The organism is Sphingomonas pituitosa NBRC 102491 (assembly GCF_001598435.1).
In the GTDB taxonomy this organism is placed as follows: Bacteria; Pseudomonadota; Alphaproteobacteria; order Sphingomonadales; family Sphingomonadaceae; genus Sphingomonas; species Sphingomonas pituitosa.
Window position 1 is genome coordinate 357,241 of sequence record NZ_BCYY01000002.1, and the last position, 23,831, is coordinate 381,071.

Annotated in this window: 22 protein-coding genes and 1 tRNA gene; 5 read left to right on the forward strand and 18 right to left on the reverse strand. The window is 69.2% G+C overall.

The features are described from left to right. Positions 1-120: 120 nt before the first annotated feature. Positions 121-924 carry a fructosamine kinase family protein gene (locus SPI01S_RS04170; protein WP_066718550.1) on the forward strand — a complete coding sequence of 268 codons (804 nt, stop codon included), beginning with the start codon at positions 121-123 and terminating at the stop codon, positions 922-924. A gap of 1 nt (position 925) precedes the next feature. Here SPI01S_RS04170 and SPI01S_RS04175 read toward each other — a convergent pair whose 3' ends face one another. The 11 genes from SPI01S_RS04175 to SPI01S_RS04225 form a co-directional block, all read right to left on the reverse strand. Then, a complete protein-coding gene (locus SPI01S_RS04175) occupies positions 926-2,818 on the reverse strand; it encodes an XrtA/PEP-CTERM system amidotransferase (RefSeq protein WP_066718553.1) in 1,893 nt (630 codons plus the stop codon). A gap of 33 nt (positions 2,819-2,851) precedes the next feature. Beyond that, entirely contained in the window at positions 2,852-4,108 is a 1,257-nt protein-coding gene (locus tag SPI01S_RS04180; protein ID WP_084253245.1) for a TIGR03087 family PEP-CTERM/XrtA system glycosyltransferase, read from the reverse strand. Then, positions 4,108-5,157, reverse strand: coding sequence for a FemAB family XrtA/PEP-CTERM system-associated protein (locus SPI01S_RS04185; protein WP_066718554.1), 1,050 nt, complete (start codon positions 5,155-5,157; stop codon positions 4,108-4,110). The genes SPI01S_RS04180 and SPI01S_RS04185 overlap by 1 nt, the downstream gene beginning before the upstream one ends. Beyond that, positions 5,154-5,999, reverse strand: a complete 846-nt coding sequence (locus tag SPI01S_RS04190; RefSeq protein ID WP_066718557.1) for an XrtA system polysaccharide deacetylase — start codon at positions 5,997-5,999, stop codon at positions 5,154-5,156. The genes SPI01S_RS04185 and SPI01S_RS04190 overlap by 4 nt, the downstream gene beginning before the upstream one ends. A gap of 3 nt (positions 6,000-6,002) precedes the next feature. Continuing rightward, complete coding sequence (locus SPI01S_RS04195; RefSeq protein ID WP_066718560.1) at positions 6,003-7,073, reverse strand: AAA family ATPase; 1,071 nt, start codon at positions 7,071-7,073, stop codon at positions 6,003-6,005. A gap of 12 nt (positions 7,074-7,085) precedes the next feature. Beyond that, positions 7,086-8,672, reverse strand: a complete 1,587-nt coding sequence (locus tag SPI01S_RS04200; protein ID WP_066718562.1) for a hypothetical protein — start codon at positions 8,670-8,672, stop codon at positions 7,086-7,088. Then, positions 8,669-9,523 carry an AAA family ATPase gene (locus tag SPI01S_RS04205; RefSeq protein ID WP_066718564.1) on the reverse strand — a complete coding sequence of 285 codons (855 nt, stop codon included), beginning with the start codon at positions 9,521-9,523 and terminating at the stop codon, positions 8,669-8,671. Before SPI01S_RS04205 ends, SPI01S_RS04200 begins: the two co-directional genes overlap by 4 nt. Before the next feature lie 3 nt (positions 9,524-9,526). Next, positions 9,527-11,047, reverse strand: coding sequence for an XrtA system polysaccharide chain length determinant (locus tag SPI01S_RS04210; RefSeq protein ID WP_066718570.1), 1,521 nt, complete (start codon positions 11,045-11,047; stop codon positions 9,527-9,529). Continuing rightward, positions 11,047-11,643 (reverse strand): XrtA/PEP-CTERM system exopolysaccharide export protein, encoded by a 597-nt coding sequence (locus tag SPI01S_RS04215; RefSeq protein WP_157084559.1) that lies wholly within the window; start codon positions 11,641-11,643, stop codon positions 11,047-11,049. Before SPI01S_RS04215 ends, SPI01S_RS04210 begins: the two co-directional genes overlap by 1 nt. A gap of 139 nt (positions 11,644-11,782) precedes the next feature. Then, on the reverse strand, positions 11,783-12,994 hold the full coding sequence (locus SPI01S_RS04220; protein ID WP_066718575.1) for a pyridoxal-dependent decarboxylase, exosortase A system-associated: 1,212 nt from the start codon (positions 12,992-12,994) through the stop codon (positions 11,783-11,785). Further along, positions 12,991-14,478, reverse strand: coding sequence for an acyl-CoA ligase (AMP-forming), exosortase A system-associated (locus SPI01S_RS04225; RefSeq protein ID WP_066718578.1), 1,488 nt, complete (start codon positions 14,476-14,478; stop codon positions 12,991-12,993). The genes SPI01S_RS04220 and SPI01S_RS04225 overlap by 4 nt, the downstream gene beginning before the upstream one ends. A gap of 88 nt (positions 14,479-14,566) precedes the next feature. On the opposite strand from SPI01S_RS04225, the gene SPI01S_RS04230 reads away from it, so the two are divergent. From SPI01S_RS04230 to SPI01S_RS04240, 3 genes are read left to right on the forward strand one after another with little or no spacing between them, the layout of a single operon-like run. Continuing rightward, entirely contained in the window at positions 14,567-14,824 is a 258-nt protein-coding gene (locus tag SPI01S_RS04230) for an acyl carrier protein (RefSeq protein WP_157084549.1), read from the forward strand. Further along, positions 14,821-15,462, forward strand: coding sequence for a hypothetical protein (locus SPI01S_RS04235; protein ID WP_066718590.1), 642 nt, complete (start codon positions 14,821-14,823; stop codon positions 15,460-15,462). The genes SPI01S_RS04230 and SPI01S_RS04235 overlap by 4 nt, the downstream gene beginning before the upstream one ends. After that, positions 15,450-16,196, forward strand: coding sequence for a serine aminopeptidase domain-containing protein (locus tag SPI01S_RS04240; protein ID WP_169804450.1), 747 nt, complete (start codon positions 15,450-15,452; stop codon positions 16,194-16,196). Before SPI01S_RS04235 ends, SPI01S_RS04240 begins: the two co-directional genes overlap by 13 nt. Positions 16,197-16,204: 8 nt before the next feature. On the opposite strand, the gene trxB is transcribed toward SPI01S_RS04240, so the two are convergent. The 7 genes from trxB to SPI01S_RS04270 all read right to left on the reverse strand — a co-directional run bounded on the left by trxB (position 16,205) and on the right by SPI01S_RS04270 (position 22,466). After that, a complete protein-coding gene (trxB, locus tag SPI01S_RS04245; RefSeq protein ID WP_066718592.1) occupies positions 16,205-17,176 on the reverse strand; it encodes a thioredoxin-disulfide reductase in 972 nt (323 codons plus the stop codon). A gap of 139 nt (positions 17,177-17,315) precedes the next feature. Then, positions 17,316-17,453 (reverse strand): hypothetical protein, encoded by a 138-nt coding sequence (locus SPI01S_RS22110; protein ID WP_157084550.1) that lies wholly within the window; start codon positions 17,451-17,453, stop codon positions 17,316-17,318. Between the two features lie 82 nt (positions 17,454-17,535). Continuing rightward, positions 17,536-18,768, reverse strand: coding sequence for an HD-GYP domain-containing protein (locus tag SPI01S_RS04250; RefSeq protein WP_084253246.1), 1,233 nt, complete (start codon positions 18,766-18,768; stop codon positions 17,536-17,538). A 487-nt stretch (positions 18,769-19,255) separates the two neighbouring features. Further along, a tRNA-Met gene (locus SPI01S_RS04255) sits at positions 19,256-19,332 on the reverse strand. A gap of 42 nt (positions 19,333-19,374) precedes the next feature. Next, on the reverse strand, positions 19,375-19,878 hold the full coding sequence (locus tag SPI01S_RS04260; protein ID WP_066718975.1) for a 2'-5' RNA ligase family protein: 504 nt from the start codon (positions 19,876-19,878) through the stop codon (positions 19,375-19,377). A 17-nt stretch (positions 19,879-19,895) separates the two neighbouring features. Then, entirely contained in the window at positions 19,896-21,827 is a 1,932-nt protein-coding gene (locus SPI01S_RS04265; RefSeq protein ID WP_066718977.1) for a potassium transporter Kup, read from the reverse strand. A 168-nt stretch (positions 21,828-21,995) separates the two neighbouring features. After that, positions 21,996-22,466, reverse strand: a complete 471-nt coding sequence (locus SPI01S_RS04270) for an Lrp/AsnC family transcriptional regulator (RefSeq protein WP_066718597.1) — start codon at positions 22,464-22,466, stop codon at positions 21,996-21,998. A gap of 134 nt (positions 22,467-22,600) precedes the next feature. Here SPI01S_RS04270 and ald point away from each other — a divergent pair, with 134 nt between their 5' ends. After that, on the forward strand, positions 22,601-23,707 hold the full coding sequence (gene ald, locus SPI01S_RS04275) for an alanine dehydrogenase (RefSeq protein WP_066718599.1): 1,107 nt from the start codon (positions 22,601-22,603) through the stop codon (positions 23,705-23,707). Positions 23,708-23,831: the final 124 nt, after the last annotated feature.

Here is a 23,831-nt window from a genome sequence, read left to right on the forward strand (position 1 = left end):
TGACAATCATATCTGCGAGCATATGCTCAAGGCGGATGCCGCCCCGACGGCCCCATGGTAGAGGCGACCGAACAACTGGTTGCCATCGTGCATCGCTATCTGACCTGAAGGGAACAGCCCATGCAGACCAGCCTTGCCGATCGCGCCACTGCGTTGCTCGGCACCCGCGTCTCGGCCGCCGCGGCCCTGTCGGGCGGGGACCTGTCCGCCGTGCATCGGCTGCGGCTGGAGAATGGCGGCAGCGCCATCGCCAAACAGGGACCGCTGGTCTCGGAGGAAGCCGAAATGCTCGCTGCGATCGCGGCGAGCGGCGCGCCGGCACCGCGGGTCCTCGCCGTGACCGAGGACCTTCTGCTGATGGAGGAGATGCCGAACGACGGCCATCTCGCCGCCAGCTGGGACAGCGTGGCGGCGGCACTTCGCACGCTCCACGCGTCCATTGGGCGCGCTTATGGCTGGCACGCGGACTACGCGTTCGGGCGCGTTGCCATTCCGAACGGCGCGAGCGCAGACTGGCCGGACTTCTGGGCCGAGCGTCGGCTGCGTTGCCATGTGCCGCACGTGCCCGCATCGCTCGCGCGGCGGCTGGAGCGGCTCGCCGCCCGCCTTCCGGAGCTGCTGCCGGCGCATCCGCCGCCGGCCCTGCTGCACGGCGACCTGTGGGGCGGCAATGTGCTGGTGGCGACGGGTCGGGTCACCGCGCTGATCGATCCCGCCTGCTACCACGGCGACCATGAGGTCGATGCTGCGATGCTGACGTTGTTCGACGCGCCCCCGGCCCGCTTCTTCGATTCGCTGGCGCTGGCGCCAGGCTGGCAGGCGCGGCAGCCCATCTATCGGCTGTGGCCGCTGCTCGTGCACCTGCGGCTGTTCGGCAGCAGCTATGCCGGGGCGGTGGAGACCGCGCTGGCGGCAGTGGAGTAGCTCAGCCGAACAACCGCGCGAGGCTGCGCTCCAGCATCACCAGCTGCCACAGCGTCCGACCGTGCTCGGCGCGACCGGCGCGATGCTCTTCGGCCAGGCGGGCAATGGTGCGCGGCTCGAACCAGCCGCTCTGAAGGAGCAACGGCGAGCGGGCGAGCGCCGCCGCCTCGTCGGCCAGCGCATGGCGGAACCAGGCGCTGATCGGCGTCACGAACCCCATTTTCGGGCGATAGAGGATCTCGCGCGGCAACCAGGGTTCGAGCGCCTTCTTCATCAGCCACTTGCCCTGCCCGCCCCGGATCCGCAGCGCGGGCGGCAGCGACGCTTCGAACTCCACCAGCCGGTGGTCGAGCAACGGTTCGCGCGCCTCCAGGCCCACCGCCATGCTGGTACGATCGACCTTGGTCAGGATGTCGCTCGGCAGCCAGTGGCGGATATCGGCATATTGCGCCCGATCGATCGGGTCCCGCGCCGGGGCGGCCCGCATCGTCGCGACATAGCGTGCCTCCGCCCGGTAGCCGTCGAGCGCAGCGCGGGCGGTGTCGCTGTAGAGCTGGTCGCGCAGCGCCGCCGTGGTAACGCCGACGGCCCTCGCATAGCCCTCCGCGCCATCCTCGGCGAGCGCGAGCAGCGTGGTCTTGGCGCGGAACGGGCGCGGCGCCCAGTCCGCCTTGGGATAGAGCGCCCCCAGCCGACCGAAGATCCGCGCGCGCAACGCCGGGGACAGCAGGCCGCGCACCCGCTCCTCCGCCGCGAAGAAGCGGTGGCGGCGATAGCCTGCCAGCGCTTCGTCCGCCCCGTCGCCGGACAGGGCAACGGTCACGCCCTCGCGCGCAAGCTGGCAGACGCGATAGGTCGGCAGGGCCGAGGCATCGCCAAAAGGCTCGTCAAAGGCGGCAACCAGCGTGTCGATCAGGCCATAATCCTGCGCACCGACCGTGCGGGTGCGATGGCTGGTGGCGAAACGCTCGGCCACCTTGGCGGCGTGGGCGGTTTCGTCCAAGCCGGCCTCGTCGAAGCCGATCGTGCAGGTCTTCACCGCGGCCTTGCTGCCCTCTGCCATCAGCGCGACCACCGCAGAGCTGTCGACACCGCCGGAGAGGAAGGCGCCCAGCGGCACGTCCGCGACCATGCGTGAGCGCACGGCGGTGCGCATCCGCTCGACCAGCTCCGCCTTCAGGTCGCGGGTGCTGCCGGCGGCGCGACGGCTGAAATCGATGTCCCACCAGCGCACCGGTTGCGGCACCGGCTGCCCGCGCCTGAGGCGCAGGAAATGCCCGGCCGGGAGTTTCCGGACGCCAGCGACGATGCAGGTGTCGTCGGGCACATAGCCCAGGCCCAGATAATCCTCGACCGCGTGGAAATCGGCGGCGCGGCGGAGCAGCGGATGGGCCAGCAGCCCCTTCAGTTCGGACGCGAAGGCGACCGCGCCGTCGGCCAGCTCGGCATAATGAAGCGGCTTCACGCCAAACCGGTCGCGCGCGAGAAACAGGCTCTGGGAAGCGGCATCGTAGAGCGCGAAGGCGAACATCCCGTTCAGCCGGGCGAGCAGGTCCGCCCCCCAGACGCGCCAGCCGTGCAGCAGCACTTCGGTGTCGCTGTCGGTCACGAAGCGGGCGCCGAGCGCCACCAGCTCCGCGCGGACCTCGCGGAAATTGTAGATTTCGCCGTTGAAGGTCACCGCGAGGCTCTGGTCCGGCAGCGCCATCGGCTGCACGCCGCCTTCGAGGTCGATGATCGCGAGCCGCCGATGGCCAAGTCCCACGCCGGCAACGCACCAGACGCCGGAGCCGTCGGGCCCGCGATGCGCCTGCGCATCGCTCATCGCGACAATCCGGGCGGGATCGATCGGCTTGGGGAGCCCGGGATAGAACAGGCCGGCGATGCCGCACATCAGCGCACGCCCTCTCGCTCGCCCATCGCTGCCCTATCTTCGCCGTTCATGATCCGCATCGTAGCGGCCCGGTACCAAGCGATCGTCCCGCACGCCACCCCGGCGGTGCCGGGGCGCTGCCAGCAGCGCGTCGAGCGGTGCCAGGCGTGCATCCCAGCTGTAGCGGGCGATCACCCGCTCGCGGGCTGCAGATCCCAGCGCGGCGCCGATCTCCGGTTCGGCGAGCAAGCTCAGTACGGCGTCGCCGAAGGCTTCTGGCCCATCTGCGACACGGAGCGTGCCGGCATGGTCGATGCCCTCCGCAGCGGCCGGGGAGGCGACGACCGGCCGCGCCATCGCCATGCCCTCCAGCACCTTGTTCTGGATCCCCCGCGCAAGCTGGAGCGGCGCCACCACCAGCGCGGCGGCGGCGAGCCAGTCGCGCACGTCCGGCACGGCGCCAGTGACGAGCACGCCCGGCCGCTCCGCAAGCGCCTGCACGGCCGCGGTCGGCGCTCGACCGACGATGGCGAAACGCGCCTCGGGGTGGTGTTGGCGGACGCGTGGGAACACGCGGTCGGCGAACCAGGTGACCGCCGCGACATTGGGGCGATAGTCCATCTGCCCGGTGAAGACGATCAGCGGGCCCGCGCCGGCCACGGGCTCGAACCGCTGCGCGGGATCGTAGAAGACCGTGTCGATGCCGTTCTCGATCGCATGGACGCGGGTCGCCGCGGTCCGCGCGCGAAACAGCGCCGCCTCCGCGTCGCTGACGAACAGGCTGGCGTCGGCGTCGCGGGCGACGCGCTGCTCGTGGCGGAGCAGCAGGGCTGCTTCCCGCCGATGGACCCACCCCATCGGCCCGCGCGCGTCCTCGGCATAGGCGGCGAACTTGGCCGAATCCATGTCGACAAAGTCCATGATCACTCGCTGCCGCGGTCGTGTCGGCAGGTACTGGGCCATCTGGCTGGAATAGAGGAAGAGCGTGTCGATAGGATGCGCATCGAGCAGCACGCCTACGGTGCGGCGGACGACAGGGTCGGCGAATGCGGCCAGTGACACCGGGCGGCGCTGCAGCACCGCGCGCAGGCCCGTCCATGCGGTGGGCGGCTTCCGCCAGAAGATTTCCCGCGTTGCCGTATAGGGGACGAGGCCGTCCTTGCGCTGCAGATCCGCCGGATCATCGGCAAACGCGACCAGGTGGACCCGGTGGGAACGAGCGAGATGGCGCAGCAGGTGATAGGCCCGGATCTTGTCGCCCCGGTCCGGCGGATAGGGGATCCGGTGTGCGAGGAACAGGATCTCGCCCATCAGCCTAGCCCCCGCGAAATCCACGGCCCGATGCGGTTGGCCGCCCAGAGCGGCAGGCGTTTCCACGCCGCGACCTGCAGCCGGTATTTGGGATCCAGCGGATTGATGCTGCGCGGTGCCGCTCCTTCGGCATGGCGGGAGAAATAGACCAGCGGCTCGGGTGCGAAGCCCCAGTTCTTCTTGAACGCCGCCGCACCGGTGCCGAGCTTCGAGCGCCCGAAATCAAACCGCGAACAGCCCCGGGTGCGCGCATGTGCCATCAGCGCGAAATACATCCGGTCGTTGGCGCGCAAGCTTCGCGCCGCTGCGGTGCCGCCGCCCCAATAGGGATAGACGGTACCGCGCCAGTAGAGGCTGAGGACGCTCGCGACGGCGCGGCCCTGGTGCCAAACGGTGAGGATGTCCGCCTCTGCCCCGAACGCCTCCAGCACCGCGCCGAACAGCGCCGCCGGGAAGACCGGCGTGCCGAGGTTGCGGACGCTTTCCGCGTAAACGGCGTGATGAGCGCGCCGCGCGACCCGGTCCGCCCCGATCTCGACCGCCAGATCGGCGGCAAGCGCCTTGCGCACTTCGGCGCGCTGCTTGCGGGGGATGGCGAGCAGTTCGGCCTCGTCGTCCGCAGCGAGGCGGCGAACGAAGCCGACATATGTCGCGTCGTCCCGGTGCCAGTCCTCGCCCGGGCAGGACCCGCCGCGCAGATCGAGGCTCGGGCAGCGCACGTCGATCGCGCGCTGCCAGGCCGCCTGTGCGAGCGCGGCGACCGCCCTCCCCTCCTGGGCGAGAATGCCGCCGGCGACGCCGAACCCGGTAGACACCAGCGCCCGGCCGAACAGCGGCGACGCGACTTCGGTGAGCGGCAGAATGCCGGCGATCCCGCTCTGCCCCTCTGCCACCAGATAGCGACTCCGCTGTCGGCAGCCCTTGGCCACCGCCATGCTCCACTCCGGCAGATGGAACGGCGTACTGTCGGGATGCCCGTCGACCCATGCCGCAAGACGCCCGCGCTCGGCCCTGTCCTGCAGGTCGGCGCACCGGACCGAGATCGTCACGCCAGCCGCTCCGCTGCCCGCGCGGCGACTGCATCCACCCGGCCCCAGGCATGCGCGGCGAGCAATGTCTGCAGCTTGCCCGTCATTGCGCCCAGCCGGGCATAGTGGCGCAGGCGGGACTTGAACGGGGCCGAGCGCACACGTGGCTGGCCGGGATCGATCTCCCATGGATGGAAGTAGAACATCGCGGCCTCTCCATTCGCATTGGCGGCCCGGATCGCGCGATCCGTCACCCCCTGCGGCAGCAGCCGGAAGAAGCCGCCGCCGGCGGTGACCTCGCGGCCGAGGACCCGCGCAATGGTGATCGGCAGCTCGACCAGCGCCGCATCGGGCAGCGGCCGGAACGGCGTGCGCGGCGCATCGGACCAGCCATAGTGGTCGTGCGCGATCGGGGCGATGCTCGAGGAATAGCAATAGCCCGCCTCCGCCAGCACCGCATGCGCCCAGGGCGTGCGGCGATCGATCGAGAAGCTCGGCGCGCGGTAGCCGTTGACCGCGACGCCCGCCGCATCCTCCAGCACGGCGCGGGCGCGGGCGAGGTCGGCGCGGAACTGGTCGGGCGTCAGCGTGAAGACGCGGGCGTGGTCCCAGCCATGGCTGGCGACTTCGTGCCCCGCCTCGGCGATGCGGCGGATCAGCTGCGGATGCCGCTCGGCCACCCAGCCGAGCGTGAAGAAGGTGCCTTTCGCCCCCGCCGCCTCGAACAGCGCGAGCACGCGATCGGTGTTCGCCTCGACGCGCCGCTCCAGCCCGTCCCAGTCGCCGCGCGCGATGGTGGTTTCGAACGCGCCGACCTGGAACCAGTCCTCCACATCGACCGACAGGCCGTTCCGCACGCCCATGGCTCAGGCCGCGCTGCCGCGCAGGGTATCCAGGTCGATGCCGCTGCGGCCATCGTCCTTCTCCACCCACTCGACCAGCAGCGAGAGCACGCGGCGCAGCGCATCCGATTGCGAGGCGACCTGCGCCTCCAGTTCCGCCACCCGCCGCTCCAGCGCGCGTGTCCCGGCGGCGCCGGCCGGCGCGGCACGCAGTTCCGCGACGCGGCTGGGCAGCACGCGCTCGGGTTCGAGCGCCGGCGCCTGCACCGGCGCCGGTTCGATCACGTCCTCCTGCTCGATATCCTCGATCACGGCGGCGATGTCGGGGGCGCCGAAATTCTCGATCTGCTCGACCGCGCCGTACAGCAGCACCCGGCTCGCCAGCTGGTTCAGCCGGCGCGGGATGCCGCCCGACCAGCGGTGCATCGCCGCCAGTGCATCGGCGGTGAAGCGCGGCCGCCCCTGCCAGCCGACAAGGGTCAGCCGGTGCATGAGGTAGGATTCTACCTCCTCCACCTCCATGGGTGCGAGGTGATGCATCGCGATCACCCGCTGGCGCAGTTGTTCGAAGGCGGGCTGCTGCAGCACCAGCCGGAACTCGGGCTGGCCGAGCAGGAAGATCTGCAGCAGCGGATAGCCGCCGGCCTGGAAGTTGGAGAGCATGCGCAGCTCGTCGAGGCTCTCGCCCGGCAGCGCCTGCGCTTCGTCCACCACCAGCAGCGTGCGACGCCCGGCGCGGGCGATGTCGTGCAGGCCGCGCTCGATCGCGAGCAGCAGCGAGGCCTTGGACAGGTCGTCCCCCGGCAGCCCCAGCCCCTGCGCCACCAGCCGCAGCAGATCGTCGGCGCGCAGATGGGTGGAGACGATCTTGATCACGTTCAGCCGCTCGCCGTCGAGCTCGGCGAGCAGATGGCCCAGTAGCGTGGTCTTGCCCGCGCCCGGATCGCCGGTGATCACGACAAAGCCCTCGCCCTGACTGAGGCCGTAGCCGAGATAGGCCATCGCCTTGCCGTGCGTGGCGGTATCGAACCAGAAGCGCGGATCGGGGGTCAGCTGGAACGGCCGGCCGCGCAGCCCGTAATGATCGTCCATCATGCGTGCAGTCTCTCAAAAACCATAGCGGGCCCCGATCAGCGCCTGTGCCGATGCCTGGTCGGCCCCATCGCGCAGCGATCCGTAGATGCCTGCCGTTGCGGTCAGGCTCAGCTGGCCGAGCCGGTGGGTGTAGGCGGCGTTCGCTCCCCAGCCGAACACCGCGGTGCTGCCGGGAATGTCGCCGTCATACTGGCTGGCGAGCAGGCTGACGCCGATCGTCCCGTCGCGGCCGGCGGCGAGCGCAGCGAAGGCCTGGGCGTAGAAGCTCTCGTCCCAGCTGCCGCCGGTGGCGTTGGCGCCGACCGGCGTGAGGAAATCGCGCCGCGCGAAGCCGCCGCCCACGCCGAGGCGCGTCGTTCCGCGGCTCCACACCGCATTGGCGGTCAGCCCGCGCCCGCGATAGGCCGCCGTCGCCGCCGAGGAGAAGGCGCCGGCGATGCACCCGCCGGCCGCCGCGCCGCTGGTGCCGTAGATGCAGGCACCGGCCTGGGCGCCGAACGGATCGGCGGTGGTGACGAAGCCTACCGGCAGCGCCGCGAGGCTGCCGCCGACCTGCTGGCCATAGGTCTCGACGGTGTCGTACACCGCCACCTGGATCCCGCTGCCGCTGCTCCGCTGGAAGGTGAAGCTGCCGGTGTAGCGCATTGCGCCGTAGCGACGCCCAATCCGCACCTCAAGCGCCGTCCGGCGGCTGGGCCGCCAGAGCACGCCGCCGTCCCAGAACAGCCCGTCGAAATCATAGGCGAGCCGCGCGGGCGAGGTCGGATCGGTGACATACCGCCCCGCCCCGTCAACCACCGGCTGGCCGCCGGCGGAAAGCAGCGGATCGCGCTGGCGCACGGTAATCCGCTCATAGCCCGCCCCGCCGACCAGCGCGACGGTGCGGCTGACCGGCATGATCGCATCGCCGCGGCCCGAGCTGCTGGCGAAGCGCTGGTCGAGCTGGCTGGCATTTTCGCGGACCAGCCCGGCGGTGACGCTCAGCCCGATCGGCAGCACCGCGCCCGGCTTGGCTCCGACGCTGGCGTTGACCGCGTGCGAGGTCGAATGATCGAACCGGTCGACCTGCGGCAGGGTTGGTGCGACGCCGGTCGCCCCTCCGTCGTCGACCTTGGTGAAGCCGAAGCGATAGGCACCCTGCACGAACAGCGCCGCGGCATGGGTGTCGAGCTTGGGGCCGACAGTGCCCGAATAGAGCTGGCTGAGGTTGCGGGCATTGGCGGCGTTGCTGGTCAGCGCATCGCCGCGGGCATCGGTGCGAGTCCGCGTCGCGACCGCGCCGGCTTCCAGCGTCAGCCCGCGCGCGGCGACGATGCGCGCTTGGGCGAGGCCGTTGTGGCTGTCGCCCGATTGCAGGCTGCCCTGCTCGGTGAAGCGATGCTGGTACTGATAGCTGACCTGGACCTGCATCCGGCGGGTGCGAATGCTGCCGTCCAGCCCGGCGCCGAGCTGCGAATAGGTCAGCGTCTCGCCGCCGTTCAGCTCGGCGGTGGCGACCTGGCTTAGCTCGATATAGGGGGTGACGGTCGCGCGGCGCTGGGCCGCCGCGGGCACGATCGCGGCGGCGCATAGGGCCAGCACGATCGCGCCACGGATCACCGGCCCGCCTGCGCGTAATAGCTGCCGAAGCGCCGGCCCGAGGGCTGGAACGACACCGCGTTGAGCACCAGCTGGATATGCTCGCACCCGTCGAGCGCGGCGACGGCGGCGCGGAGGTCCTCCTCGCTGGTGCGATCGGCGCGGACCACCATCATCGTCTGGCCGACGTGCAGCGCCAGCACCGAGGCGGGCGACGCGGCGAGCGCCGGGGGGGAATCGAAGATCACGATGCGACGCGGATTGGCCGCCGCGAGTCCGTCGAGCATCGCCCGCGCGCCGTCGCTGGCGAGCAGCTCGGTATCGCTCACGCTGCGGGTGCCGGCGGGGAGGATCGCCAGCTGCGCCACGTCGGTGTCTACGATGCAGGCCTCTACATCGATCTGGCCGGCCAGCGCGTCGAGCAGGCCAGGCCCGTCGCCCACGCCCAGCCGCTTCGACACGTCGGGCTTGGCGAAATCGGCATCGACCAGCAGGATCTCGACGTCCTTCTCGGCCGCCATCGAAAGCGCGAGGTTGATCGCGCAGAAGGTCTTGCCCTCGTCGGGCTGCGCCGAGCAGACCAGGATCATCCGCGCGCGATCGGCATCGACGCCCGCGAGGCCGCGCGCGGTGAGCAGCAGCTGCCGCTTCACCATGCGGAATTCCTCGGCGAGCGGCGTGATCGGGCCGCCGGGCACCAGCATGCCGGCGGCGGCCAGACGGCTGCGATCGATCGGCACCATCGGGCGATCACAGGCGGGCAGGTCCGCCGGCGCCTTTGAAGGGGCTTCCTCGGCCGGCAGCCCCGGCATCATCGCCACCGCCCGTTGGATCAGCGAGCCGGTGAAGCGCTTTGGGGTGTGTTCGTTCATCGCTCAGGCCCCCGCACCATGGTGGAGCATGCCGACCAGCAGGATCGCGGCATAGGCAGCCCCCAACCCCGCCGCGCCGCCGAGGAAATGCTGCAGCTGCCGGCGACGGCGCGCGCGCTGGCGGGGCGTGACCACCTCGCCGATCGAACCGATCACCGGCATGCCGCTGGCGCGTTCGAGCCGGGTCGCGGTGTCGAAGGTCGTGCGCAGCTTGGACAGCAGGAACGCCGCCGCCACGCCTGCGCCCAGCCCCGCGACCAGCACTGCGGTGAGCAGCATAGGCCGGTTGGGCGAACTGGGGGTGCGCGGCTGGGTCGGTGGATCGATGATGCTGAACTTCACCGCATCGGTCTGGCGCTGCGCCTGGCTGCTGATTTGCAGCTGCTCGCGGTCGGTAAGGAGCTTCGCGTACTGATCCTTCAGCACCTGATAGTCGCGGTCGATCTGCCCCTGTTCGGAGGCGGCCTGCGGCGCCTGGGTGAGCTTGGCGCTGATCGCGGCGAGATCGCCCTGGATCTGCGCGCGGCGCTGGCTGAGCGCGGCGACCTGCGCGGCCTTGTCCGCCTGCATCGCGCGCAGGCTGAGATAGAGCGGGTTGGCGAAACTGCCGCCGCCGCTGGCGCCGGTCGACTCGCGCGCCGCGGCCGCCTGGGCACCGGCGATCTGCCGCTTGAGCGCGACCACGTCCGGATGCGCCTCGGTAAAGCCGCGCGCGCGGGCATCGGAAAGCTGGCCCTGCAGGTCCGCGAGCCGCGCGCGTGCCGGCCCGGTGCCGCTCACGACGCCGCCTTGCCCGGCCACGCTCGCCGGCGTGCCCGCCATCTGCGCGTTGACGGCGCTGAGGCCGCTCTGCGCCGCCGCGAGGTCGCTTTCGATCTGCTGGAGCTGCTGCTGCGCCGCGCCGATCCGGTCGTCGAGCGAGCCGGTGCCCGGCAGGGCGCCCAGGAAGCGCGACTGGAAGTCGGCGCGCTTGGCCTCGGCCGCCTGCAGCGCCTGCTGGCGCTCGGCGAGTTGCTGGTCGAGAAAGGCGAGCGACTGGCTGCTTGCGTCGCGGCTGTCGGCAAGATTGTTGTCGCGGAACAGCGCAATCAGCTTCTCCACCACCTGGCGGCAGATCGCCGGATCGGCGCCGGTCACCGCGATCTCGAACAGATTGTCCTGCTGGGCGGTGAGCTTGATCGCCTTTTGCAGCCCCGCGATGCGCGCGGCCAGATCGGCGGGCTTGGTGATCGTCCTGGCGAGATCGGTGCCGCGGACCACCTTTTCGAGGTTCACCGCGCTGGTCAGCGTCTGGCGAATGCGGTCGATGTCCTGCTGCTGGCCCGCCGCGACGACGCCGCCGTCACTGGGGAGCATCTGGCGCAGCTCCACCAGCACCCGCGCCCTGGATTCATAGCTGTCGGGGATGCGCGACACGGCGACCCAGCCCAGCACACAGACCGCCCAGGCGATCGCCAGCGCCAGCGTGCGGCGCATCCATACCGCGTGGATGGCGCTGCGGAGCTCGTCGAACAGGCTCCCCATCAGAACATGCTCTGCGGTATGATGATCACGTCGCCCGGCTCCAGCCGGACATTGGCCGAGGTGTCGCCGTTCTTGAGCAGGTCGGCGAGGCGCAGCTTGTATTCGCGCTGCCTGCCGGTCTGCGGATCGTAGCGCACCAGCCGCGCGCGGTTGCCCGCCGCGAATTCGTTGAGGCCGCCCACCGCGATCATCGCATCGAGGATCGACATGCTGGCGCGATAGGGCAGCGAGGCCGGCTTCTCGGTCGCACCGACCACGCGCACCTGCTGGCTGAACGTCCCCGAGAAATTCTCGACGATCACCGAGACGATCGGGTCCTTGATATACTCGCTGAGCGCGAGCTTCAGGTCGTCGGCGAGCATCGCGGGCGTCTTGCCCACGGCGGGCATGTCGTTGATCAGCGGCGTGGTGATACGGCCGTCGGGGCGCACCTGGACCTTGGTGGAGATCTCCGGGTTCCGCCACACGAAGATGTTAAGCTGGTCGAGCGGGCCGATGACATATTCGTCGCTGGGCGCTTCCTTGGCGCCGACAAAGCCGGCGGCGGGCAGCTCGGGGCGCGGGCCGCCGCCGCCGCACGCCGATAGCTGCGCCATCAGCGCCAGCGTCGCCGCCGCCTTCACCCCGAACGAACCCGCCATTGCCGTGCCTCCAAGCGGCAGCAAGGCGGCGTTGTCGCGCGCCCGTGCCGGACGACCGGCTATGGCGCAGGACGCGTAAATTTAGCGTTAGGCGTCAGCTTCCTGCCAGAACCTCGCGGACCGGCGGGTGGCCGAGGAACGCCTGCGGGCTGGCGCTGGCGCCGTACGCCCCCGAAGCGAAGATGGCGATCAGGTCGCCGACCTCGGCGCGCGGGAGGGCGACACGGTCCGCCAGCCGATCGAGCGGCGTGCACAGCGGCCCGACGATCGTCACGACCTCCTCGGCCGCATCCGCCATCCGGTGCGCGACCGCGACGGGGTAGTTGCGGCGCACGACGGTGCCGAAATTCCCCGTCGCGGCAAGGTGGTGGTGGAGCCCGCCATCGACGACGAGGAACGTCTCCCCCTGGCTTTCCTTGCGATCGATCACGCGCGCCAGATAGATACCCGCCTCGCCCACCAGCCAGCGGCCGAGCTCGATCGCATAGCGGGTGTCGAGCCGGTCCAGCGCGCCCGCCAGCGCCGCGCCTACTGCCTCCACGTCGAGCGGGACATCGCCCGGGAAGTACGGGATGCCGAAGCCGCCGCCGAGATTGACCAGCGGCGGCAGCGCCCCCGCCTCGTCCGCCAGCCGCGCGGCGAGGCCGATCGTTGCCGCCTGGGTCTCGATCACTGCCTCCGCCGACAGCGCCTGCGAGCCGGCATAGATATGGAAGCCACGCCAGTCGGCGCCGGCCATGACCAGTCGCCGGACCAGCGCCGGCACGCGCGCCGCGTCGATGCCGAAGGGCGAGGCACGCCCGCCCATCTTCATGCCCGAGCCGCGCAGCTCGAAATCGGGGTTCACCCGCACCGCGAGGCGAGGCGTGATGCCCAGCCGATCGCCGATCGCCAGTGCGCGTTCGGCCTCGCCTTCGGATTCGAGGTTGAGCGTCACCCCCGCCCGGACCGCCGCTTCCAGCTCGACATCCCGCTTGCCCGGCCCGGCAAAGCTGATGTCCGCGGGGCGCATCACGGCCAGCGCCTTGTCCATCTCGCCTGCCGACGCGACGTCGATCCCGTCGACCTGGGCCGCGATGGCAGCGATCAGCGGCGGAAACGGATTGCCCTTGATGGCGTAGTGCAGCGCCACGCGTGCGGGCATCGCGGTGCGAAAGCGGGCGATCCGCGCGGCCACGACGCCGAAATCATACAGGTACAGCGGGGTCCCCGCCTCGGCCCACGCACTCGCGCTACGCCCGGCGACGTGCAGCACCGGCTGCCCGGCATAGTCCGGGGGAATGGGCCCGATCGGCTTCGCGTTCATAGGATCTCCGTCTTCAGCCCGGACCGGTCGAGCTTGCCATTGGCGTTGCGCGGCAGGCTTTCCCGCCAGATGTAGCGCGCCGGCTGCTGGAAGCTCGGCAAGTCCCGCCGCAGCCGTGCGCGCAGTTCGTCCTCGCGGCTGCCGTCGCCACGCGCGACCACCAGGATCGCCTGGCCCAGCCTCGGATCGGGCGCCCCGAACGCCACCGCCTCGCTGGTCTCGCCGCCGGCGACCACCGCTTCCTCGATCTCGGTCGGGCTGATGCGATTGCCCGAGGATTTGATCATCTCGTCGTCGCGGCCGACGAAGCGCAGCAGCCCGGCAGCATCCTCGGCGACCGTGTCGCCCGACCAGACCGCCATGCCCTGATGCTCGGCGTAGGCCGGCGCGGGGCGGAAGCGCAGCGCGGTCCGCTCCGGGTCGCGCCAATAGCCCTTGGCGACCAGCGGCCCGGCATGGACCAGCTCGCCCTGGTTGGCGCGCTGCCCGGCGGCATCGACGATCAGGATTTCGGCGAACGGAATGGCGCGGCCGATCGACTCCGGATAGGCATCGACCAGCGCGGGATCGAGATAGGTCGAGCGGAACGCTTCGGTGAGCCCGTACATCGGGTACAGGTCCGCCCCGGGGAAGCGGGTGCGCAGCCCCTGCACCAGCGGCCGGGTGAGCGCGCCGCCCGAGTTGGTCAGCCGCCGCAGCTTCGCCGCGGTTTCCGCCGGCCACTCGGCTTCGAGCAGCTGCACCCAGAGCGGCGGCACCCCCGCCAGCGTGGTGATGCCGAAGCGCGCCACCGCCTTCACCACGTCGCGCGGCGTGAGATAATCCAGCGGCACCACCCGTGCGCCCGCCGCCCAGGTGGAGAGCAGCTGGTTCTGGCCATAGTCGAAGCTCAGCGGCAGCACGCCGAGCACCCGGTCCTCCGACGCGAGCTTCAGATAATGCGCGACGCTGATCGCGCCGAGCCACAGATTGGCGTGGCTGAGCATCACGCCCTTGGGACGCCCGGTCGAGCCCGAGGTGTAGAGGATCGCCGCCAGCGCATCGGGATCGCCGCTCGCCGGTGGCAGAACGTCGGCGCCAGCAAGTTCCTCCTCGGTGACGATGCAGCAATCGGCCGGCACATCGCCGGGTTCCAGCGCCGCCAGCCGCGCCTTTTGCGTCACCAGCAGCCGCGCGCCGCTGTCCGCCAGGATATGCGCGACCTGCGCGCGCTTGAGTGCAGGGTTGATCGGCACGTGCACCAGGCCGGCACGCGGCCCCGCCAGCGGCAACAGGCAGGCGGCGCGGGTCTTGGGCAGCCAGCTCGCCACCCGCTCGCCGGCGGCCAGGCCGTGTACCAAGAGCGCATGCGCCATGCCGCCGACCGCCGCTTCCAGCTCCGCATAGCTCAGCGTGCCGGCCTTGTCTTGCAGAGCAATGGCGTCCGGCGCGCCACGCAGCGGCAACGCGTCTATAAGATGCGGGGCAGGATCCAGCACGATCATGCCACCACCCATAGTCTTGGCAGCGCCGCCGCCAAGCCTTACGGAAGCGCAAAATTCTTGCAGGGGATCCCCATTGCGGCCTGAAGGCATGCTCGAAGTCGAAACCACGGTGCGCGGCGTGTTGCGCGACGTCCTCGGATTGAGCGACGATCGCGTCGCTGCGTTCGAGGAAAACACACCGTTGTTCGGCGCCCTGCCCGAGCTCGACTCCCTCGCCGTCGCCGGTGTGCTGACCGAGATCGAGGATCGACTGGGGATCCTGATCGAGGACGACGAGGTGGATGGGGAGATGCTGGAGAGCTTCGGCACGCTCACCCGCTTCGCCGCCCGGAAGGTATTGGGGTGATCGAACCCTATGACTGGTCGGGCGGTCGGGAAGCGATGTTGCGCTTCGGTCCCGGCAGCGGCCCGGTCGTCATAGCTGCCCTTCCCCTGTTCGACGAGGCGAACCGCATGCGCGCATTCGCCGTCACGGTCCTCCGCACCCTGGCGGAAACGCATGGCATCGCCGGCGTGCTGCCGGAACTTCCCGGCACCGGCGAAAGCCTGGTCCCCAGCGAGCGCATCGCCATTTCGGACTTGCGCGCCGGCTTTGCCGCGGCGGCACGCACTGCCGGCGGCCGCGCCTATTCGATGGGCATGCGCAGCGGCGCGCTGCTCGACGGCAGCGTCGTCATCCGTCACCGCTGGCACTTCGCGCCCCAGCCCGGCGACGCGTTGCTCCGCGCACTCCGGCGCATTCATCGCACCGGCGACGCCCCCGGCTATGGTGGGCACCGGCTGCCCGACACCTTTCTCGACGAGCTGGCCGACTGTCATGTCGAGCCGGCGCGGACACTCCGGCTGGAGGGGGACACGCGCCCGGCCGATCGCCTGGTGGCGGGCAGCGCCTTGTGGCGGGAGCCGGCGCCAGCAAACGATCTCGCGCTCGCCGCGCTGCTCGCCGATGATCTCGCTGGCTGGGTGCGCGCGTGCGAAGCCTGATCGGCTTCCCCTGCCTGGGCGCGATGCTGGTCGGCACGCTGGACAGCGCCTCGGGCGATACCGGCCTGCTGATCGTGTCCGGCGGGAATGAGGTGCGCAGCGGCCCGCATCGCAGCATGGGGCAGCTCGCCCACCGTATCGCGGCCGCAGGCTATCCGGTGTTCCGCTTCGATCGACGGGGCGTCGGTGATTCGGGCGGAAGCAACGCCGGCTTCCTGGAAAGCGCGCCGGATATCATCGCCGCCGCCGGCATCTTCCGGCGCGAGGCAAAGCTGCGCCGCGTGGTCGCCTTCGGTATCGGCGACGGTGCCACTGCGCTCGCGCTGTTCCACGCCCAGGCACGGATCCATTCGCTGTTGCTCGCCAATCCGGTGGTGGTCGGGCCGCCCCCGTCTCCGCCCGAGGATGGCGTAGCGCCCGAGGCGCGCGGCTGGATGCGGCAGATGATCGGCCGGGTCGGGACCCGCAAGGCGGACACCCCGCCCAGCATCGCCGCGGAACTCGCAGCCGCGCTGACGCAAGCGGAGGTGCCGGTGACCGTCCTGCTCGCGACGCGCGACGAGACGGCGGCGGCCTTCGCCGACTTCCTGCACAGGCCGGCCTTCGCCGCCGCCGGCACCCGCGTCCGCCGCAAGCAGTTCGATACCGCCAGCCACGTCTTCGCCGGCACCGCCGACAAGGCCTGGCTCTACGAACGGGTGATCGAGGCGCTCGCCGAACAGCGAGCGCCCTGACCTTCTCCTTATTCGGCCGCCTGGGCCACCGTTTCGAAATCGGCCGCCGCCAGGAAGCGCTCGGCATCGAGCGCGGCCATGCAGCCGGTACCCGCGGCGGTGATCGCCTGGCGGTAATGCTTGTCCATCACGTCGCCGCAGGCGAACACGCCCGGCACGCTGGTGTTGGTCGTGCCCTTCTCGACCTGGATATAGCCGTCGTCGTCCAGCGCGATGTGGCCGCGGAACAGTTCGGTGGCCGGATGATGCCCGATCGCCACGAAGCCGCCATCGACCTCGATCGTCGACAGCGCGCCGGTCACCGTGTCCTTCAGCTCGATGCCGACCAGGCCCTCGGGCTGGCCGCCGCCGATGAAGCGGACGACTTCCTTGTTCCACGCCATGGTGATCCGCTCGTTGGCGAACAGGCGCTGCTGGAGGATCTTCTCGGCGCGAAGGCTGTCGCGGCGGTGGATCAGCGTCACGTCATGGCTGTGGTTGGTGAGGTACAGCGCCTCCTCGACCGCGGTGTTGCCGCCGCCGATCACCGCCACCTTCTTGCCGCGGAAGAAGAACCCGTCGCAGGTCGCGCAGGCGCTGACGCCCTTGCCCTTCAGCAGCTCTTCGGAATCGAGGCCCAGCCAGCGCGCCTGCGCGCCGGTGGCGATCACCAGCGTGTCGCCGGTGTAGACGGTGCCGCTGTCGCCCACCATGCGGAACGGGCGCTGGGTCACGTCGATCTCGACGATCGTGTCCCACATCATCTGCGCGCCGACATGCTCGGCCTGGGCCTGCATCTCCTGCATCAGCCACGGGCCCTGGATGACCTCACGAAAACCGGGATAGTTCTCGACGTCCGTGGTGGTCGTCAGCTGTCCACCGGGCTGGATGCCCTGGACGACGATGGGCGCGAGCCCGGCGCGCGCGCCGTAGATGGCGGCCGAGAGGCCGGCGGGGCCCGAGCCCAGGATCAACATGCGGGTAGAATGGGTGGCGGTCATGCTCTGCTTTCCGACGAATCTTCGATGCCGCTTCTAGAGACAGGGCATCGCCGGAAGCAACATGGCGTCGCGGGCCATATCTGCAACGCCGTGCCGGAACGGAAAAGCTGTTCCGGCACCTAGGCGAACTTGGGTGCGATCAGCGCAGGATCCAAACGGCGACGCTCGCCCAGAACAACACGCTTCCCATCGCCATGATCAACAGGCTGCGCGATGCGGCGGGATCGACACCCCGGCCTTCGACCTGCTCCGGCGGCAAATCATGTAATGCACGCATTTTACGCGACTCCGTTCAAGCGACCCTCTTCCTGCTGTTCGTTATAGACGATCGGAGAAACCGTACCGTTCCGGTATTATGCCTAATTTGTCACAGACTGCGGCGGATACAAGTCCAGATCAGGAACTGCCACCGGCGACGCCGCGGGCTCGACAAATCCGACGACCGCATCGTCGCTCCCCGCACCCGTGAGTACCAGCAGCGTCGGGTCCAGCGCGGCCGCGTCGGCGAAGGAGTAGAAAACCAGCAACCGGGTCCGCGTCGCGCGGGCGCCATTGTGGAGGACCAGCGCAAGGCGTTCGGAAGCGAGGCGCACGAGGAGCCCGGGCGGATACAGGTTGATGCTCCGCATGAACTGGAACAGCAGTTGCTGGTCGAAATGCCCTGCCCAGCTCCACATCGCGCCCAGCGCGCGCGCCGGCAGCCAGGCCCGCTTGTACGAACGATGCGAGGTCAGCGCATCATAGACGTCGCAGATCGCGCCCATCCGCGCCGGGACGCTGATCGCCTCCGCCTTCAGCCCGTGCGGATAGCCGGTGCCGTCCCAGCGTTCATGGTGATGCAGGCACACTTCCTTGGCCAGCGCGGGCATGGTGGGATCCTCCCGCAGCAGCGCCAGGCCTCGCTCGGGATGCTCCCGCACCAGGGCAAACTCCTCGGCAGACAGGCGGCCCGGCTTGTCCAGCACGGCTTCGGGAATCGCCATCTTGCCGACATCGTGGAGCAGTCCTGCCAGACCGAGCGCGCGAACCGTCTCGTCGTCCATCCGCAAGTGCCGCGCGAAGTTGACCATCAGCGTGCAGACGGCGACGGAATGGAGATAGGTATATTGATGCTTGCTCTTCAGCTGGAGCACGCGGAGCAGTGCCGAGGCGTTGCGATCGAGTTGCCCGGCAATGTCGTCAACCAGGGAGGCAACCTTCTCCTGAGCGACGGCACGCCCGAGCCGGACATCGTCGAACGTGCTCCGCACCGTCTCGAAAGCGCCCGCGACGACAGCGGCGGCCTTGGCCTGTTCCACCGAGAAGCTCGCCCGCAGCGGGGCCGCAGGCGCCGCGTCAGCAGCCGGAGGGGGCAAGGCGGTCGCCGGAGCATCGGTCGAGGCAGTATCCGCCGTGGCCGATGCGGTTGCCTGCGACTTGGCGACATCGATGATGACGCCGCCGCGAAACGCACGAAGCCTCTGCAGGTCCTGGAGATCGGTCAGGAGGAATCGCGTGCGCCAGAAGGGATGCTCCCACCACGAGCCTTCGAAGCCATGGATGAACATTCCCAGCCGAACGTCGGATGAGGGAACCGTCTTCAGCGGCGCCATCGCCTGCGCTCCCCCTTCTCCGATTGCCCCTTCTCCGATTGCGGCGCCCCGAAAGAGCGCCCCTCCCCTGACACGTCGCCCAGCCTCCCGAAAGCCTGCACCTGCGGTCCAGCCTAGGATCAGGTGCCTAATCGACCATGTTCGAAGAGCGTTAGCGAAACACTAATCGGCCAACGCCTGCCGTTCCAGACCGACTCAGGTTGCTAATGCATATCGGTCTCAACGCGATCAGGCCGTCACGGGCATATGGGAAGTGCATCAAGCCCCACGCGCGAACATTCCCGCGAAGATCGGCGACGCACCTCGGTGCCATGCTGGCGAAACTGGATAGGACAGATATTCAGGGACGGGAGCAGGCGGACAAGCGCACGCAAGGGTGCTGCTGTGCGTGAGAAAGCGGGCCGCACTACGTCGCTCGCCTGGGGCCTTAAGAGCCGATGACACCGTTCGCCGATGCGGCTGGCAAGTGCCATGGCACGCTTGGGGATGGTAGCGGAGGAGGGACTTGAACCCCCGACACGCGGATTATGATTCCGCTGCTCTAACCAACTGAGCTACTCCGCCCCGAAGCGAGAGCGGGCCATCTATGTCGGTGCGCGCGATCCGTCAAGCGAACATGTGGCGAGAATGCAATTCCCACGGGCCGCCGCGATACCACCAGCTCGCAAGTCCCGCTATTTCAATGGTTTTCGGTGTGAAATCCGCTTCCAGCGCGCGCAGCAGCGCCTTGGCGAGCACCGGGCGCACCTTGTTCTGCACGGTCACATGAGGCCGCCAGCGACCCGCGTCCTGCGGCGTCAGCAGTCCCGCGAACGCCTCCAGCAGGCCGGCGCGAATCGCATCGAGTTCGGGCGCCTCGATGCGGTAGGCCACCCCCTGCCCCAGCGCCATCAAGCCGCTCACCCGCGCACGCGGCGCGCGTACGCCGCGCGTCTCCTGCGACAGGCGGCGTTTCAGCTCTTCTGCCACCGACGGCGGCAGATGGTGAAACAGGGTGAGATGCGCGTCGAGCTGGTTCCGCTCCGGCGGGAAGTGCGCGCGGCGCAGCGAATCGAACCACGCCTGATCCTGGCGTCCGAACAGCGCGGTGACGATCAGGGGAGCAGACAGCGGGGCCGGAACCCCGCTCAAATCTCCACCTGGCTGCCCAGCTCGACGACGCGGTTGGTCGGCAGGCGGAAGAACTCCATCGCGCTTTCCGCGTTGCGCAGCATCCAGGCGAACAGCTTCTCGCGCCAGATCATCATCCCCGGCCGCGACGATGGCAGCAGCGTCTGGCGCGCCAGAAAGAAGCTGGTCTCCATCATCTTGAACTCGGCGCCACAGGCATCGACCGCCTTGAGCGCCGCCGGCACGTCTGCCTCCTGCATGAAGCCATAATAGAGGATCATACGGTGGAAGCCCTTGCCGAGATCCTCCACCACCATGCGCTTCTCCTCGGGCACATAGGGCACGTCGCTGATCTTCACGGTCAGCAGGATCACGCGGTCGTGCAGCACCTTGTTGTGCTTGAGGTTGTGGAGCAGCGCGTGCGGCACGCCGTCCGGCGTCGAGGTCATGAACACCGCGGTGCCGCGCACCCGGGTGGCGGCATTGGCGGCCGATTCGATGAAGATCTGGATCGGCATCGCGCTCTCGCGCAGCCGGGCGATCATCAGCTTGCGGCCCTTGGCCCAAGTGGTCAGCAGCGTGAAAACGATGAAGCCGACCATCAGCGGGAACCAGCCGCCATCGGGCACCTTGGTGAGGTTCGCCGCGAAATAGGCCAGGTCGACCGTGAAGAAGATCGCCAGCAGCGGGATCGCGTAGCGCTTCTTCCAGTGCCACAGGTTGAACAGCACCACCGCCAGCAGGCAGTTGTCGATCAGCATCGCGCCGGTAACGGCGATGCCGTACGCCGCCGTCAGGTTCGACGAGGTCTGGAAGGTGAGCACCAGCAGGATCACCATGATCATCAGCGCCCAGTTGATGATCGGGATATAGATCTGCCCGGCGGTGGCTGCGCTGGTGTGGTCGATCCGCAGGCGCGGCACGAAGCCGAGCTGGATCGCCTGCTGCGTGACCGAGAAGGCGCCGGAAATCACGGCCTGCGAGGCAATGATCGCGGCGGCGGTGGCGACGAAGACCAGCGGCAGCCGCAGCGCCTCGGGCGCGAGCAGATAGAAGGGGCTGCGCAGCGCCTCGGCGTCGCGGATCAGCAGCGCACCCTGGCCCATATAGTTGATCATCAGCGCGGGCAGGACGAACCACAGCCACGAGACGCGGATCGGGTTGCGGCCGAAATGGCCCATGTCGGCATAGAGGGCCTCCGCGCCGGTCACCGCCAGCACGATCGAGCCGAGCGCCAGGAAGGCCCGCAGCGGATCGAGCGTGAAGAAGTGCACCGCGTGGTGCGGCGAGAGCGCCTGCAGGATGTGCGGCGTCTGCACCATGCTGACCACGCCCAGCGTCGCGATGACGAGGAAGTAGAAGATCATCACCGGCCCGAAGAACGCGCCCACGCGCGCGGTGCCGGTCCGCTGGATCGAGAACAGCATGACCAGGATGACGACGGCAATCGGCACCACCAGGCGGTGGAAGCCCGGCGCGGCGACGGCAAGGCCCTCGACCGCCGACAATACCGAAACTGCCGGGGTGATCATCGAATCGCCGTAGAAGAGCGCGGTGGCGAACACGCCCAGCAGCACGATGCCCTGGGTCCAGCGGCGCTGCCCGCCCCGGCCCGAGATCAGCGCGAGGAGCGCCAGGCTGCCGCCTTCGCCCTTGTTGTCCGCCCGCATGATGATCGTGACGTATTTCAGCGTCACCACCACCATCATCGACCAGAACATCAGGCTGATCGCGCCCAGCACGTGCGGCGTGTCGAGCGGCAGTTCGTGATGCTCGTTCGCGAAGGTCTCGCGAAACGCATAGAGCGGACTGGTGCCGATATCGCCGAACACGATGCCGATGGCACCGAGCGCGAGTTTCCACGTCGGGTCCTGGCCGTGGCCATGACCGTCATGCGGTTCCGAATCGGGGAGGAGCGCGGCAGCGTCTCCGGTCGCGGCGGTGTTCACCACTGCGACTGACGCTGAAGGGAGCGAACCGACCTGGCCATAGAGACCTGTGTTCTCATCATTATCAGGATGCGGGCCGTTAGCATGCGCAACATGCCCTATCAACAAGCGTGTCCAGGGGCGGTAGACGCATCAGCCTGCAGCCCGTTCCAACAGCCACGAAGATAGTCATCGCGCCCCCCCGAACAAGGCGTCGCCTTCGCCGCGAGTCGGCACCTCGCGCAAGACGAAGCTGCTGTTGATCGTCACCACGCCGGGTAGCCTGCCGAGATGCTCGCGGTGGAGACGCTCGTAATCGTCGAGATCACGGCACAGGATCTTCAACCGGTAATCCTGGCCGCCCGATACCAGCGCGCACTCCACCACGCCGTCGATCCGCCCGACCGCATCCTCGAACTGGGCGAGGTCCTCCTCGACCTGTGTGCCGAGCGTGATGTCGACCAGCGCCGTGACCCGGAAGCCGATCCGGCGATGGTCGAGTCGCGCGCCATAGCCACGAATCAGCCCACCGGCTTCCAGCGCCTGGATCCGCCGCGTGCACGCCGATTGCGACAACCCGACCGCTGCCGCGACCTGACTGACGGGGGCGCGCGCTTCCGCCGCGAGCAGTTTGAGAATAGCTGTGTCGATTCGGTCCATCTCGCATGAATTTTGCGCCGATCGGCAAAATTCGCAAGATGCATGCACAGCCACGCGCGGAAGATGCTCCGCTTTGCAGGGATTTGCGGCGGCGCTTCGCGGTATGAACGACCATCAAACCTAGGAGAGTTCCCATGCGCATCGGCGTGCCCAAGGAAATCAAGAACCACGAATATCGCGTCGGCCTTACCCCCGCTTCGGTTGCGGAGCTGGTCCATGCCGGCCACCAGGTGCTCGTCGAGACCCAGGCGGGCATGGGCATCGATTTCGACGATTCGGCCTATACCGCGGTTGGCGCCCAGATCGCGCCCGATGCGAAGACGGTTTTCGCCAATTCGGACATGATCGTGAAGGTGAAGGAGCCGCAGGCGCAGGAAATCGCGCTGCTCGAGCCGCGCCACCTGCTGTTCACCTATCTCCACCTCGCCGCCGACAAGCCGCAGGCCGAGGGTCTCATCAAGTCCGGCGCCACCTGCATCGCCTATGAGACGGTGACCTCGAACTCGGGCGCCCTCCCCCTGCTCAAGCCGATGAGCGAAGTCGCCGGCCGCATGTCGGTGCAGGTCGCCTCGCACTATCTCGAGAAGGAACAGGGCGGCCGCGGCGAGCTGCTCGGCGGCGTGCCGGGCGTGGCGCCGTGCAAGGTCGCGATCCTCGGCGGCGGCGTCTCGGGCATCAATGCCGCGCAGATGGCGACCGGCCAGCGCGCCGACGTGACGATCTACGACATCAACAACGAGCGTCTTGCCGAACTGGACATGCATTTCGGCAGCCAGATCAAGACCGCCTATGCCAGCAAGTCCGCGATCGCCGAGGCGGTGCGGACGTCGCAGGTCGTCATCGGCGCCGTGCTGGTGCCGGGCGCGGCGGCGCCGAAGCTCGTCACCCGCGACATGCTCAAGACGATGATGCGCGGATCGGTGCTGGTCGACATCGCCATCGACCAGGGCGGCTGCTTCGAGACCAGCCGTGCGACCACGCATGACGATCCCGTGTTCGAGATCGACGGCGTGATCCATTATTGCGTCGCGAACATGCCGGGCGCGGTTGCCCGCACTTCGGCCTTTGCGCTCAACAACGCGACGCTGCCGTTCGTGCTCAAGCTCGCCAACCAGGGTGCGGAAGCCGCGATGAAGGCCGACCGGCACCTCGCCAACGGCCTCAACGTCTCGGGGGGCAAGATCCGTCACCAGGCGGTGGCCGATGCGCTCGACCTGCCGTTCGAGGCTTGGGCGGGCTGATACCGGTCCTGTCTCGCCCGGGCGCGTGCTCGGGCGAGATGGCGGGCCCAGGCCGCTTGGGCCGCCTGCTCGGGCAGATGGTCGACGAGATTGCCCGGAATCACGGGTGCCGCGGCAGAGCAGT

Coding starts and splice junctions, on each gene's coding strand:
- SPI01S_RS04170 (WP_066718550.1), top strand. CDS start 121: ATGCAGACCAGCCTTGCCGATCGCGCCACTGCGTTGCTCGGCACCCGC.
- SPI01S_RS04175 (WP_066718553.1), bottom strand. CDS start 2,818: ATGTGCGGCATCGCCGGCCTGTTCTATCCCGGGCTCCCCAAGCCGATC.
- SPI01S_RS04180 (WP_084253245.1), bottom strand. CDS start 4,108: ATGGGCGAGATCCTGTTCCTCGCACACCGGATCCCCTATCCGCCGGAC.
- SPI01S_RS04190 (WP_066718557.1), bottom strand. CDS start 5,999: ATGGGCGTGCGGAACGGCCTGTCGGTCGATGTGGAGGACTGGTTCCAG.
- SPI01S_RS04195 (WP_066718560.1), bottom strand. CDS start 7,073: ATGATGGACGATCATTACGGGCTGCGCGGCCGGCCGTTCCAGCTGACC.
- SPI01S_RS04205 (WP_066718564.1), bottom strand. CDS start 9,523: ATGAACGAACACACCCCAAAGCGCTTCACCGGCTCGCTGATCCAACGG.
- SPI01S_RS04210 (WP_066718570.1), bottom strand. CDS start 11,047: ATGGGGAGCCTGTTCGACGAGCTCCGCAGCGCCATCCACGCGGTATGG.
- SPI01S_RS04215 (WP_157084559.1), bottom strand. CDS start 11,643: ATGGCGCAGCTATCGGCGTGCGGCGGCGGCGGCCCGCGCCCCGAGCTG.
- SPI01S_RS04220 (WP_066718575.1), bottom strand. CDS start 12,994: ATGAACGCGAAGCCGATCGGGCCCATTCCCCCGGACTATGCCGGGCAG.
- SPI01S_RS04225 (WP_066718578.1), bottom strand. CDS start 14,478: ATGATCGTGCTGGATCCTGCCCCGCATCTTATAGACGCGTTGCCGCTG.
- SPI01S_RS04230 (WP_157084549.1), top strand. CDS start 14,567: ATGCTCGAAGTCGAAACCACGGTGCGCGGCGTGTTGCGCGACGTCCTC.
- trxB (WP_066718592.1), bottom strand. CDS start 17,176: ATGACCGCCACCCATTCTACCCGCATGTTGATCCTGGGCTCGGGCCCC.
- SPI01S_RS22110 (WP_157084550.1), bottom strand. CDS start 17,453: ATGCGTGCATTACATGATTTGCCGCCGGAGCAGGTCGAAGGCCGGGGT.
- SPI01S_RS04250 (WP_084253246.1), bottom strand. CDS start 18,768: ATGGCGCCGCTGAAGACGGTTCCCTCATCCGACGTTCGGCTGGGAATG.
- SPI01S_RS04270 (WP_066718597.1), bottom strand. CDS start 22,466: ATGGACCGAATCGACACAGCTATTCTCAAACTGCTCGCGGCGGAAGCG.
- ald (WP_066718599.1), top strand. CDS start 22,601: ATGCGCATCGGCGTGCCCAAGGAAATCAAGAACCACGAATATCGCGTC.